Origin of the sequence: Halalkalicoccus sp. NIPERK01, from assembly GCF_030287405.1 — an archaeon.
In the GTDB taxonomy this organism is placed as follows: domain Archaea; phylum Halobacteriota; class Halobacteria; order Halobacteriales; family Halalkalicoccaceae; genus Halalkalicoccus.
This window is the reverse complement of sequence record NZ_JASVVV010000007.1, coordinates 95322-108585: the sequence shown is the minus strand read 5'-3', so window position 1 is coordinate 108585 and position 13264 is coordinate 95322. Positions and strand designations below refer to the sequence as shown.

General features: G+C 67.2%; 13 protein-coding genes. 10 read left to right on the top strand and 3 right to left on the bottom strand.

Features of this window, described 5'->3' with window-relative positions; all coding sequences use genetic code 11:
- The first annotated feature begins 31 nt into the window (after positions 1 to 31).
- The 10 genes from ahaH to QRT08_RS16415 all read left to right on the top strand — a co-directional run bounded on the left by ahaH (position 32) and on the right by QRT08_RS16415 (position 9440).
- A complete protein-coding gene (gene ahaH, locus QRT08_RS16460) occupies positions 32 to 364 on the top strand; it encodes an ATP synthase archaeal subunit H (RefSeq protein WP_286047066.1) in 333 nt (110 codons plus the stop codon).
- Positions 351 to 2654 (top strand): V-type ATP synthase subunit I, encoded by a 2304-nt coding sequence (locus QRT08_RS16455; RefSeq protein ID WP_286047065.1) that lies wholly within the window; start codon positions 351 to 353, stop codon positions 2652 to 2654. Before ahaH ends, QRT08_RS16455 begins: the two co-directional genes overlap by 14 nt.
- 24 nt (positions 2655 to 2678) lie before the next feature.
- Entirely contained in the window at positions 2679 to 2939 is a 261-nt protein-coding gene (locus QRT08_RS16450) for a F0F1 ATP synthase subunit C (protein ID WP_286047064.1), read from the top strand.
- Between the two features lie 21 nt (positions 2940 to 2960).
- Complete coding sequence (locus tag QRT08_RS16445; protein ID WP_286047063.1) at positions 2961 to 3542, top strand: V-type ATP synthase subunit E; 582 nt, start codon at positions 2961 to 2963, stop codon at positions 3540 to 3542.
- Positions 3539 to 4618 (top strand): V-type ATP synthase subunit C, encoded by a 1080-nt coding sequence (locus tag QRT08_RS16440; RefSeq protein WP_286047062.1) that lies wholly within the window; start codon positions 3539 to 3541, stop codon positions 4616 to 4618. Before QRT08_RS16445 ends, QRT08_RS16440 begins: the two co-directional genes overlap by 4 nt.
- Entirely contained in the window at positions 4615 to 4941 is a 327-nt protein-coding gene (locus QRT08_RS16435; protein ID WP_286047061.1) for a V-type ATP synthase subunit F, read from the top strand. Before QRT08_RS16440 ends, QRT08_RS16435 begins: the two co-directional genes overlap by 4 nt.
- 30 nt (positions 4942 to 4971) lie before the next feature.
- Positions 4972 to 6735 carry a V-type ATP synthase subunit A gene (locus QRT08_RS16430; protein WP_286047060.1) on the top strand — a complete coding sequence of 588 codons (1764 nt, stop codon included), beginning with the start codon at positions 4972 to 4974 and terminating at the stop codon, positions 6733 to 6735.
- The gene (locus QRT08_RS16425) at positions 6735 to 8222 is read left to right on the top strand and encodes an ATP synthase subunit B (RefSeq protein ID WP_286047059.1); all 1488 of its coding nucleotides are present in this window, start codon (positions 6735 to 6737) and stop codon (positions 8220 to 8222) included. Before QRT08_RS16430 ends, QRT08_RS16425 begins: the two co-directional genes overlap by 1 nt.
- A 110-nt stretch (positions 8223 to 8332) precedes the next feature.
- Complete coding sequence (locus QRT08_RS16420) at positions 8333 to 9016, top strand: V-type ATP synthase subunit D (protein WP_286047058.1); 684 nt, start codon at positions 8333 to 8335, stop codon at positions 9014 to 9016.
- A gap of 28 nt (positions 9017 to 9044) precedes the next feature.
- Complete coding sequence (locus QRT08_RS16415; protein ID WP_286047057.1) at positions 9045 to 9440, top strand: DUF6276 family protein; 396 nt, start codon at positions 9045 to 9047, stop codon at positions 9438 to 9440.
- 80 nt (positions 9441 to 9520) lie between these two features.
- Here the strand turns inward: QRT08_RS16415 and QRT08_RS16410 are convergent, their stop codons facing one another.
- The 3 genes from QRT08_RS16410 to argS all read right to left on the bottom strand — a co-directional run bounded on the left by QRT08_RS16410 (position 9521) and on the right by argS (position 13236).
- On the bottom strand, positions 9521 to 9889 hold the full coding sequence (locus QRT08_RS16410) for a hypothetical protein (RefSeq protein WP_286047056.1): 369 nt from the start codon (positions 9887 to 9889) through the stop codon (positions 9521 to 9523).
- 146 nt (positions 9890 to 10035) lie between these two features.
- Positions 10036 to 11274, bottom strand: coding sequence for a peptide chain release factor aRF-1 (prf1, locus tag QRT08_RS16405; RefSeq protein WP_286047055.1), 1239 nt, complete (start codon positions 11272 to 11274; stop codon positions 10036 to 10038).
- 198 nt (positions 11275 to 11472) lie between these two features.
- Complete coding sequence (gene argS / locus QRT08_RS16400; protein ID WP_286047054.1) at positions 11473 to 13236, bottom strand: arginine--tRNA ligase; 1764 nt, start codon at positions 13234 to 13236, stop codon at positions 11473 to 11475.
- Positions 13237 to 13264: the final 28 nt, after the last annotated feature.

Sequence of the window (13264 nt, the reverse complement as noted above, 5' to 3'; positions counted from 1 at the left end):
CCCGTCATGCAACCTTCCTCCTGATTACAGTATGCCGAGGCCAGAGGTTTTAGACCGGATCAAGGAGGCCGAAGCGGAGGCCGACGAGATCGTCGCCGAGGCCGAACGCGAGCGCGAGGAGCGCATCGCCGAGGCCCGCGCCCGCGCGGAGGAGATCCGCGAGGAGGCGCGCGAGGAGGCGGACGATCTCGCCGAAACACGCCTCGCCGACGCCCGCGAGGAGATCGACGCGGAGCGCGAGGAGATCCTCGCCCGGGGCGAAGAGCAGCGCGAGGAACTCGAATCCCGCTCGGAAGGCCGCAGAGAGGATGTCGTCGAGTTCGTCGTCTCGCGGTTCGAGGAGGCGGTGCATGCTCAGACCTGAGCGGATGAGCAAGGTCTCGGTGACGGGCGCAAAGCGGGTGATGGACGACGCCATCGAGACGATCCACGGGCTCAACCTCGTCCACGTGGTCGACTACGACGACCGGTGGGAGGGCTTTCGGCCCGGCGATCCGGCACCCGAGGCCGAGGGCATCTCCGAGAAACTCGTGACGGTTCGCTCGATCGAGAGCATCCTCGACATCGACGAGGAGGACGCCGGCCCGAGCCGGATCGTCACCGACGAGGAGATCGACGCGGAGATCGAGGAGGTCCGCGCCCGCGTCAACGAACTCGACGACCGCCGGGTCGAGTTGCGCGAGGAACGCCGCGACATCGACGACCGACTCTCGTCCGTTCGCCCCTTCGCGACGCTCGGGATCGACCTCGACCTGCTCTCGGGCTACGACTCGCTCGAAACCCGCGTCGTCGAGGGCCGCGAGGCGGAGATCCGCGACGCGCTCTCGGCGGCCGACGGGATCAACTCGTTCGAGACGTTTGCCGAGGACGGCGTCGTCGCCGTCTTCGCGCACCCCGAATCCGGCCACGAGGACGTACTGGACGACGCGCTGGTCGGCGTCGAGGTCACGCCGCTTTCGGTTCCGGAGGCCGAGGCGAGCCCCGAGGAGTACGTCGCGGACCTCGAACACCGCAGACAGCAGATCGACTCGAAGCTCGCGACCATCGACGGCGAGATCGAGGAGCTGAAACTCGACGTCGCGGGCTTCCTGCTCGCGGTCGAAGAACAGCTCTCGATCGACGTCGAGAAGGCCGAGGTTCCCCTCTCCTTTGCGACGACGGATCGCTCGTTCATCGCGGAGGGGTGGGTCCCGACGAAGCGCTACGACGAGTTGGAGACCGCCCTCGACGCCGAGGTCGGCGAGCACGTCGAGTGCGAGGAACTCGAACGCGTCGACTACGACGACGTCGCCCACGGTCACGGCCACGGCTCCCACGACGACGAGCCGGGCGACGCTGGCGACGCGGAGCGCCAGCCCGCGACCGCGGCGACCGACGGCGACGGGCAGGCCGCAGAGGTCCGCTCGGATGGCGGTGAGCCGAGCGACGCGAGGCAGTCCCCGTCGAAGGCTCGCTCCGACGGCGGTCACGCGAGCGCGACCAGCATGCACGGCGACGAGCCGCCGGTCGTCCAGGAGAACCCGAAGACCGCACGCCCGTTCCAGCTGCTGGTCGAGGCGATCAACCGGCCGCGGTACTTCGAACTCGACCCGACGATCGTCCTGTTTCTGACGTTCCCGGTGATGTTCGGGCTGATGATCGGCGACGTCGGCTACGGGATCCTCTACATGGCGATGGGCTACGGGCTCTACCGGGCGGTCGACAGCCCCGCGCTGAAGAGCCTCGGCGGGATCGCGCTGTGGTGTGGGATCTTCACGACGGTCTTCGGCGTGCTCTACGGCGAGTTCCTCGGCTTTCACGTCGTCTCGACGGTGCTCTGGGAGGGGATCGTCGGGCTCGAACACGCCCCCATCGAGAAGGGCCTCGACAGCGCCTTCGCGCTGTTCTGGCTCGTGGTCGCGCTGCTGATCGGGCTGGTCCACCTCACGGTCGGCTACGTCTTCGGGTTCGTCAACGAACTCGAGACCGACGGCCTCGTGCCCGCCGCCGCGAGCAACCTCTCGTGGGCGTTTCTGGCGGTCGGGCTCTGGGTCTGGATCTTCAGCACGAGCTACGCCTCCTACAAGCCCGAGTTCCTCTTCACCGTCTTCGACGGCGAGCCGATGGCGCTGGGCTTCGGCGGCTTCAGCCCCGCGGTCGGGACCGTCGGGCTGGTCGTCGCGGCCGCCGGCCTCGCCGGCGCGGTCTACGGCGAGTACCTCCACGAGGGCGGCGTCGGCATCATCATCGGCGTCCTCGAGAGCCTCACCAACGGGCTGGCCCACGTCATCTCGTACACGCGGATCACCGCCGTGTTGCTCGCGAAGGCCGGGATGGCGTTCGTGGTCAACCTGCTCGTGGTCGGCGCCTACGAGGACGAGAGCGGCCACTTCCACTTCATGACCGGTAGTCACGCGGAGGTGCCCGAGGGCGGCGAACTCATGTTCGGCGGGATCGTCACCACCGACGCCGGCCTCGCCGTCGCCGCGGCGACGGTGCTGGCGGGCGCGCTCGTCTTCGTCGTCGGCCACCTCGTCGTCCTGGGACTTGGTATCACGAGTGCCGGTCTACAGGGCGTACGCCTCGAATACGTCGAGTTCTTTGGGAAGTTTTATGATGGCGGTGGGGAGAACTACGAACCGTTCGGAACCGATCGAACCCACACGACTGAGTAACGAGAAAACTCACATCCACTACTAATGTACGAAATCGCTAACGCACTCGCAGACGCAGTCGTATTGCAGCAGGAAACCGGCGGCCCGGCCATCGACAGCACGGGCGCGGCGGCGCTCGCGGTCGGGCTGGCGGCGCTCGGTGCGGGCTACGCGGAACGCGGCATCGGCAGCGCGGCGATGGGCGCGATCGCCGAGGACCGCGATCTGTTCGGTCTCGGGCTGATCCTGACGGTCCTGCCCGAGACGCTCGTGATCCTCGCGCTGGTCGTCGTGTTCGTCGCCTGAACGCCCCCTTTCCCTTCATCAATGAGTTTAGAAACGGTCGTCGAGGACATTCGAGACGAAGCCCGCGCGCGGGCCCGCGACGTCGAGCGGGACGCCGACGAGCGCGTCGAGGCGATCATCGCCGAGGCCGAGGCCGACGCGGCGGAGATCGAAGCCGAGCGCGAGCGCGAGGTCGAGCGTCAGATCGAACAGGAGCGCGAGCAGCGACTCTCGAGTGCGAACCTCGAGGCCAAACAGAAACGCCTCGAAGCCCGGCGCGACGTCCTCGAGGACGTCCGCGAGCGGGTCGAAGGGGAGATAGCGGGGATCGACGGCGAGCGCCGCGAGGAGCTCACCGACGAACTGCTGGCCGCGGCCGCCGAGGAGTTCGACGAGGGCGCGTCGGTAGACGTCTACGGCCGGGCCGACGACGAGGCGCTCATCGCGGCACTGCTCGAATCGTACGACGGCTACGAGTACGCCGGCGAGTACGACTGTCTCGGCGGCGTCGTCGCGGAGAGCGAGGGCTCGCGGATCCGCGTGAACAACACGTTCGACTCGGTGCTCGCCGACGTCTGGGAGGACAACCTCAAAGAGGCTAGCAGCCGTCTGTTCGAGCAATGAGCCCCAGGACGCGAACGATCGGGAGCTCGAACCCGGAGTACGTAAACGCCCGCGTTCGGGCCCGCCGCGCCGCGCTGTTCGACGAGGAGGAGTACCGCAAGCTGGTCCGGATGGGACCGAGCGAGATCGCCCGCTTCATGGAGGAGACCGAGTACGAAACCGAGATCAACGCGCTCGGGGCGCGCCACAGCGGCGTCGACCTGATCGAGTACGCGCTGCACGCGAACCTCGCGAAGCACTTCGACGACCTGCTGGACTGGGCCGAGGGGCGCCTCTACGAGTTCATCGCGAACTACCTCCGGAAGTTCGACGCCTGGAACGTCAAGACGGTGATCCGCGGGATCTACGCCGGTGCGGGCCAGGAGACCATCGAGGCCGACCTGATCCGGGCCGGCGAGTTCAGCGATCGCGAGATCGACCGCCTGCTCGAGGCGCGCTCGATCGAGGAGGTCGTCGACCAGCTCGACGGAACGATCTTCGGCGATCCCCTCGAAGCGGCCTACGAGGACTACGAGGCGACCGACACGCTCGTCCCCCTCGAGAACGCCGTCGACCGGACCTACTACGAACACATCCTCGACAACGTCGGATCGGTGAGCGCCGAGCGCGACGACCCGGTCTCCCAGTACGTCGAGTTCCTGCAGGCGGAGATCGACTTCCGGAACGCCAGAAACGCGCTCCGGCTGGCGCGCACCGGCGCGGACATCGACCCCGGCGAGTACTTCATCGAGGGCGGGACGCTGTTCGACCGGCGCGAGATGTCGGGGCTCGTCGCCAACCGCGAGGAGCTTCTGGCCCGGATCGAGGAGAGCACCTACGGCGACCGCCTCGACGAGGCGCTCGTCGAGTTGCGCCAGGCCGAAAACGAGAGCCTGATCGCGTTCGAACACGCCCTCGACATCGCGCTGTCGGAGTACGCCGACCGCCTCGCGAACCGCTACCCGATGACGATCGCGTCGGTGCTGTCGTACATCCTCGCGAAGGAGCGCGAGGTCGACAACATCCGGGCGATCGCGCGCGGCCGGGAGGCCGGGCTGAGCGAGGAGGAGATCGAGGAGGAGCTGGTGATACTATGAGCCAGGAGATCGCCGCCATCGGCAGCCCCGAGTTCACGACCGGCTTTCGGCTCGCCGGGGTACGCGTCTTCGAGAACGTCCCCGACGACGAGAAGGCCGAGCGACTGGACGAGGCCGTCGCGAACGTCCTCGAGAACGACGAGGTCGGCATCGCGATCATGCACGAAGAGGACCTCGAGTACCTCTCGCGGAACCTCCGTCGGGACGTCGAGACGAGCGTCGAGCCGACGTTCGTGATGCTCGGCGGCGGCGCGGGCAGCGGCGGGCTCAGAGAGAAGATCAAGCGCGCGATCGGTATCGACCTGATGGACGAGGACTCCTGATTACTCTACCACCGTAACACACACCACACAATGAGTCAAGCAACACAGACCGACATCGACGTCGTCAGCGAGGGTCGGATCGAGAGCGTGAGCGGTCCCGTCGTGAGCGCCACGGATCTCGACGCCCGGATGAACGACGTCGTCTACGTCGGCGAAGAAGGGCTGATGGGCGAGGTCATCGAGATCGAAGGCAACGTCACGACCATCCAGGTCTACGAGGAGACCTCGGGCATCAGCCCCGGCGGCCCCGTACAGAACACCGGCGAACCCCTCTCGGTCGACCTCGGGCCGGGCATGCTCGACACCATCTACGACGGCGTCCAGCGCCCGCTCGACGTCCTCGAGTCGCAGATGGGCGCCTTCCTCGACCGCGGGGTCGACGCGCCGGGCATCGACCTGGAGGAGACCTGGGAGTTCACCCCCGAGGTGAGCGAGGGCGACGTCGTCGAGGCCGGCGACGTCCTCGGGACGGTCCCGGAGACGGAAAGCGTCGACCACAAGGTGATGGTCCCGCCCGATTCGGAGGGCGGCGAGGTCAGTTCGGTAGAATCGGGCACCTTCGACGTCACCGAGACCGTCGCGGAACTCGACACGGGCGAGGAGATCGCCATGCGCCAGGAGTGGCCGGTCCGCGAGGCACGGCCCACGGCGAACAAGCGCTCGCCGGACCGCCCGCTGGTGACCGGCCAGCGCGTTCAAGACGGTCTGTTCCCGCTCGCGAAGGGCGGGACGGCGGCGATCCCGGGCCCCTTCGGCTCCGGGAAGACGGTGACCCAGCAGTCGCTGGCGAAGTTCTCGGACGCCGACATCGTCGTCTACATCGGCTGTGGCGAGCGGGGCAACGAGATGACCGAAGTCATCGACGACTTCCCGGACCTGCCGGACCCACAGACCGGCAACGCGCTGATGGCCCGGACCTGCCTCATCGCCAACACGTCGAACATGCCCGTCGCCGCGCGCGAGTCCTGCGTCTACACGGGGATCACCATCGCCGAGTTCTACCGCGACATGGGCTACGACGTCGCGCTGATGGCCGACTCCACCTCGCGGTGGGCGGAGGCGATGCGCGAGATCTCTTCGAGACTGGAGGAGATGCCCGGCGAGGAGGGCTACCCCGCCTACCTCGCCGCGCGCCTCAGCCAGTTCTACGAGCGCGCGGGGCTGTTCGAGAACATCAACGGCACCGAGGGGTCGATCTCGGCGGTCGGCGCCGTCAGCCCGCCGGGCGGGGACTTCTCCGAGCCGGTGACCCAGAACACGCTGCGGATCGTCAAGACGTTCTGGGCGCTCGACGCCGACCTCGCCGAACGCCGGCACTTCCCGTCGATCAACTGGAACGAGTCGTACTCGCTGTACAAGGACCAGCTCGACCCGTGGTTCGTCGAGAACGTCGCCGAGGACTGGCCGCAGGTCCGACAGTGGGCCGTCGACGTCCTCGACGAGGAGAGCGAGCTCCAGGAGATCGTCCAGCTCGTGGGCAAGGACGCCCTGCCGGAGGACCAGCAGCTCACCCTCGAGGTGGCGCGCTACCTCCGGGAGGGCTTCCTCCAGCAGAACGCATTCCACGACGTCGACCAGTTCTCGCCGCCGGAGAAGTCGTACCTGATCTGGCAGGCGATCAAGACGTTCAACGACGAGGCCTTTGCGGCGCTCGAAGCCGGCGTGCCCGTCGAGGAGATCACCGCGATCGACGCCGCCCCGCGGCTCAACCGGATCGGGACCCAGGAGGAGTACGAGGCGTACGTCGAGGAGCTCCAGGAAGACATCGAATCACAGCTCAGGGAGAAATACTGATGAAAGAGTATCAAACCATCACCGAGATCAGCGGCCCGCTGGTGTTCGTCGAGATCGACGAGCCGGTCGGCTACGACGAGATCGTCGAGATCGAGACGCCCGGCGGCGAGGTAAAGCGCGGTCAGGTGCTCGAATCCGAGAGCGGCATCGTCGCGATCCAGGTGTTCGAGGGCACGACCGGGATCGACCGCAAGGCGTCCGTGCGGTTCCTCGGCGAGACGATGAAGATGCCCGTCACCGAGGATCTGCTGGGACGGGTGCTCGACGGCTCGGGCAACCCGATCGACGGCGGCCCCGAGATCGTCCCCGAGGAGCGCCACGACATCGTCGGCGCGGCGATCAACCCCTACGCCCGCGAGTACCCCGAGGAGTTCATCCAGACGGGCGTCTCGGCCATCGACGGCATGAACACCCTCGTCCGGGGCCAGAAGCTGCCGATCTTCTCCGCCTCCGGACTGCCCCACAACGACCTGGCGCTCCAGATCGCCCGGCAGGCCACCGTTCCGGAGGAAGCGGCCGAGGACGAGGCGACCGACGAACCCGGCGACGAGGACGGTGAACTCGGCGAGGGTGCCGACGACGAGGGCTCGGAGTTCGCGGTGATCTTCGGCGCGATGGGGATCACCGCCGAGGAGGCAAACGAGTTCATCGACGACTTCGAGCGCACCGGCGCGCTGGAGCGCTCGGTGGTCTTCATGAACCTCGCGGACGACCCCGCGGTCGAGCGGCAGGTCACGCCGCGATTGGCGCTGACCACCGCGGAGTACCTCGCCTTCGAGAAGGGGTATCACGTGCTGGTGATCCTCACGGACATGACCAACTACTGCGAGGCGCTCCGCGAGATCGGGGCAGCTAGGGAGGAAGTCCCGGGTCGACGTGGCTACCCCGGCTACATGTACACCGACCTCGCCCAACTGTACGAGCGGGCGGGTCGGATCAAGGGTCGCGAGGGATCGGTCACGCAGATCCCGATCCTGACGATGCCCGGCGACGACGACACCCACCCGATCCCCGACCTGACGGGCTACATCACCGAGGGTCAGATCATGATGGACCGCGACCTCAACAGCCAGGGGATCGAGCCGCCGGTGAACGTCCTGCCCTCGCTCTCGCGGCTGATGGACGACGGGATCGGCGAGGGGCTCACCCGCGAGGACCACGCCGACGTCTCCGACCAGATGTACGCCGCCTACGCGGAGGGCGAGGACCTGCGCGACCTGGTGAACATCGTCGGGCGCGAGGCGCTCTCCGAGCGAGACAACAAGTTCCTCGATTTCGCCGACCGGTTCGAACAGGAGTTCGTTCAACAGGGCTACGACACCAACCGTGACATCGCCGAGACGCTCGACATCGGCTGGGAGCTACTCGGCATGCTGCCGAAGACGGAGCTCAACCGGATCGACGAGGAACTCATCGAGACGTACTACCCCGAAGACGCGGAGGAAAGCGAGGAGGGCGAGGCGGTCGGCGTCGAAGCCGACGACTGATTCCCTCGGACCGGTCGTTCTTTCGTTTCACCGTCTCGGAGCCATCGCCCCTCGCGTAGCGCTCTCCCGACTGAAAAGGATTAACAGCGTTCGGGTGCAACACCCGCCTAATGGCCAAGGACGTCAAGCCCACTCGGAAGAACCTGATGGCGATCGAGGACCGGATCGACCTCTCCGAGCGGGGCCACGACACCCTGGAGAAGAAACGCGACGGGCTGATCATGGAGTTCATGGACATCCTCGATCAGGCCCAGGACGTGCGCTCGGACCTCGATTCCGACTACGAACGCGCCCAGCGCACGCTCGACATGGCCCGTGCGATGGAGGGCGACATCGCGATCCGCGGCGCGGCCGAGGCGCTCAAGGAACACCCCGAGATCACGCTCCAGTCGAAGAACATCATGGGCGTGGTCGTCCCGCAGATCGAGTCCACGCGGGTGAAAAAGGGCCTCGACCAGCGCGGCTACGGCGTGCTCGGCTCCTCGGCGCGCATCGACGAGGCCGCCGACGCCTACGAGGACCTCCTCGAAACCATCATCCTCGTCGCGGAGGTCGAGACGGCGATGAAGAAGATGCTCGACGAGATCGAGACGACCAAACGCCGGGTCAACGCCCTCGAGTTCACCCTGCTGCCGACGCTCTACGAGAACCAGGAGTACATCGAGCAGAAACTCGAGGAGCAGGAACGCGAGGAGATCTTCCGCATGAAGAAGATCAAGGACAAGAAGGAACGGGAAGAAGCCGAGGAAGACGAGCCGGACGTCACCGAAGCCGCGCCGATCTCCGCCGACTGACCGGGAACCCGGATTCGTTTTCGATCACATGGACTGTCCCACCTGCGGCGGCGAGACCCTGCTCGTTTCCGCATTCGATCTCGGCACGTATCTGCCCGGCGAGCCCGAAACCCTCGCCGTCTGCCGGACCTGTCTGACCGTCGCGCCCGCCGAGGCCGACGCGGTCGACGACCCCGAGTCGGTGGCCGCCCTCTCGACCGCGCTTCCCGACGACCCCGAGACGGCGCTGGCGATGGCGCTGGTGGTGACGCTCTGTGAGTCGCTCGCGCTCTACCGGACCGAGATCGAGGAACTCGTCACGCGGATCGAGCGGGCGGGCGTCGACCCCCTGTCGACGCTCGCGTACCTGCGGGACGATCCCGAACTCGACCTCGCGCTCGACGTCGAACGGCGGCGGCCACAACTGGTCCAGTTGCTCCGGTAGTCCGCGTGGACGGACCTCTCACGTTACTGTCGCGCGCTCGGCCCTTCTCCCTCGCGCCGTTCCCCGTCGTCGGAGTTCCGCTACCGAGCACGCGCGGCGTAGGCGACGCCACCGACGACCGACGCGACGACGGCACAGCCGGGCCCGTAGACGATCGCCACCGCGAAAAACGGGTTGAGGCCCCACGCCAGCATCGTCGGATTCCCCGACGCGAGCGCGAGTCTCACGCCCGTGCCGAGACCGAACACGACGGCGAACGCGAGCCCGACGAGCCCCCCGGCCCCGGCGCCCTGAAACAGCCCCGCCGCGAGGTCCGGGCTGGTCGCTCCGACGACGACACCCGCGACCCCGCCGCCGAGGATCCACCCGTCCGGGCCGAACGCCGCCGCGGCTACGGTCCCGGTGATCACCCCGGCGAGCACGCCGATACCCACGCGCCTCCCGATCACGTCCACTCGGACGGTCTTTCTCCGCCCGGCAAGTAGTTACTGCCCGTCTCCTGCTCGTCCGCCGGCACTCACGCGGCGATTCGTGCCGAGAGGGCGCTCCGCTCGGCACGTTCACGAAGGTAGCCATCGATGCCGGAAACGCGGGTTCAGACGCCGGTCTCGTAGCGCAGGATGCCCGCGATGCCGCCGAAGGCGTCGTAGAGCTGTTCGCCCTTCTCGAAGTCCGTCGAGATGAACTTGGGTTCGGTGCCGCGCTGTTCCGCGATCTCGATTAGGTGTTCGATGACGTCCGCGCGCTCGACGACCTCCGCCTTGGAACCGTCCTCGCAACTGTGTTCGGGCGTCGAGTGTCGACCGTCGACGACCTCGTATTCTTCCTGTCCCCCGCAGTCGTAGACGACGACGTCCTTGCGGAGGTCCTCGCTGATCAGCAGGCGGTCGACCGACCCCATCACGAGGTTCTTCCGGGTGGGTTCGAACCCGTAGGTCGCGAGGCCGCCGTCGTGAAGCTGTTTGAAGAACTCCTCCATCTCGGATTTGTCCTTCATCACCTCGGCGTCCGCGAGTGCGTCCTCCGCGGCGTCAACGAGGTCGTAGAGACCCGACTCGTCGGTGTACGAGACGTCGAACTTCCCCAGCACCTTGTCCTGTAGCTCGTGATGCAGGTAGTCGCCGTCGAGGAACTCGTCCTTCGTGGGCGAGGGACCCCCCACTAGAACGCCCTCGAGGTCGTGACGTTCGGGCACGAACAGGTCGTTCGCCATCCCCGCGACCTCCTGGTAGAAGTTGTCGATGGCCTCGAGGCGGAGGCGGGCGAACCGCTGGGCCGACTGGCCACCCTTTCGCTGCTTTCCGGGCACCAGCGAGGAGGCCGACTTGACCGGTTCGACGCGCTTGCCGCGCAGCCAGCCGACGTTGGCCTCCCGCCTGTCGAGGACGATCAGCCCGTAGAGGCCCTGGTCGGCGAGCATGTGCTCGAGGGGCTCGGTCAGGAAGTCCGAATCGCAGTGGTACCGGAAGGACTCGACGGGCTGGGGCGGCCCCTCGAGCACCCGGGTGACCATCTCGGTCTGGCCGCCGCCCGAATCGACCGCGCCTGAAAAGAGCACCATCCCGTTCTCCGGCGGGTTCTTGTAGTACTTCAGGCGGTCCTTGATGCTCGTCAGGGCGTCCTGGACGTTCGTCCGCGTCTGCTTGGACTTGATGTTCGAGGCCTCCGAGTGTTCCTGGGTGACGTGGGCGACCACGTCGGAGATCTGCCGGTCCTCGGGGACGTAGATGGTCACGAGCTGGGTCCCCGAGCCCTCGAACTCGTTCAGCTCCTCGATCACCCGCCTGAACTCGTATTTCTTCCGGTCGGACTCCTCCGCGTCCTGACTACTCATTACCCCATATAGCCCGTCCAGCCGGTAAGTACCCTTTGACCGCCCGTTTCGTCCCCCGTAGTCGGTCTCCGGACGCCCGATTGGTCGAACTCAGAGGGCTTGTCGTAGCCACCGGAGACGGGGCGCGTCTCGACGGGGCCGGTGTTCGAGTCTCAACGAGAACATCCCTGAACTCCGACGATACGTCCTATCAGGGGGTCACATCGACTCGGGCGCCTCGACCCCGAGCAGCCACAGCGCGTTGGCGATCGTGGTGCGCGCGCTCGCCACGAGCGCGAGGCGGGCCTCGGTCAGCGCCTCGTCGCCGGTGAGCACCTGACGCTCCCGGTAGAATGCGTTGAACGTCTCGGCGAACTCGCGGGTGTACGTCGCCACCTGGTGGGGCTGGCGGTCCCCGGCGGCGGACTCGACCACCGCCGGGAACCGCGCGATCACCTCGAGCAGGTCGCGTTCCTCCGGGCTGTCGAGCAGGTCGGGGTCGACCTCGCCGGAATCGACCGTCTCGGGGCCGTGACCCGCCCGCTCGGCCTCGTCGAGGATCCCGCAGGTCCGGGCGTGGACGTACTGGACGTACGGCGCCGATTGGGCCTCGAAGTTCAGCGCGCGGTCCCACTCGAAGGTGATCGCCTTCGAGGGCTGTTTCGAGACGATGTCGTACCTGACGGCGCCGATCCCGACCTGACGGGCGATGCGCTCGATATCGCCCTCGGTGAGGTCGTCGTCGCGGATCCGGTCGTCCATGCGGACCTCGACCTCCTCGCGGGCGCGCTCGACCGCCTCGTCGAGCAGGTCGTCGAGGTCGACGCCCGTGCCCGCCCGGGTGCTCATCTTGCCCTCGGGGAGGTTGACGTAGGAGTAGAAGACCGAGTCCAACTGGCCGGTATCGTTGCCGAGCAGGTCGAGCGCCGACGCGAGCTGCTGGGCCTGCAGTTTGTGGTCCTCGCCGAGGACGGTGACGGCGTGGTCGTACTGTTCGAACTTCCACTCGTGGTGGGCCAGGTCCCGCGTCGTGTAGAGCGAGGTGCCGTCCGAGCGCAGGAAGACGAGGTTCTTCTCGAAGTCGGGAAGGTCGAGCTGCCAGGCGTCCTCCTCGTAGACGGCCTCGTCGAGTTCCTTGAGCCGGGCCACGAGGTCGTCGACGCTGCCGTCGCGGATGAACCGGGTCTCCTTGACGAACTCGTCGAACTCGGCGGGCAACCGCGAGAGGGACTCGCGCATCCCTCCCAGAACCGTGTCGACGACGCGTTCGACGCGCTCGTAGACGGCCTCGTCGCCATCCTCGAGCCCCTGCATGATCGACTGGATCTCGGATTCGGCGGCCTCGACCTCGCTCTCGTCGGCCTCCTCGAGGAAGCGATTGCCCTCGCGGTAGTACCGCACCAGGTCGTAGTCGGCCTTCTCGCGTTCGGGCTCGGGGAGGTCGTCCTCGTCGAACGTCTCGTAGGCCCACGTGAAGACGGCCATCTGCCGGCCGGCGTCGTTGACGTAGTAGTGGCGATCCACGTCGTCGCCCGCGAACTCGAGCAGGCGGGCGATCGAGTCGCCGATGATCGGGTTGCGCGCCCGCCCGACGTGGACCGGTCCCGTCGGATTCGCGCTCGTGTGCTCGACGACGACCTCTCTCCCAGTGGGTTCGAGCCGTCCATAGGTCTCCTCGCGGGCGTCCCCGAGGGTCCCCGCGTAGTAGGCGTCGCTCGCGTGGAAGTTCACGTACGGCCCCTGCGTCTCGACGCCCGCCAGGTAGTCGTAGCCCGCGACGTCGATCGCCTCGACGAGGTCGGCGGCGACGGCCGGGGGCGCTCTTCCCGCTTCCCCCGCGAGGCGGAAGGCGACGCTGGATGCGAGGATCGCCTCGACGTCTTCGGGTGGTTCTTCGAGCCCGAGATCCCCCGTCGGCAGCGAGAGCGCCGAGAGCGCCTCTTCGAGCGCCTCGGCGGCCTGAGCGCGGAGCGAAAGGAACATACTCGCCGTTCAGGAGCGGCGGATAAAG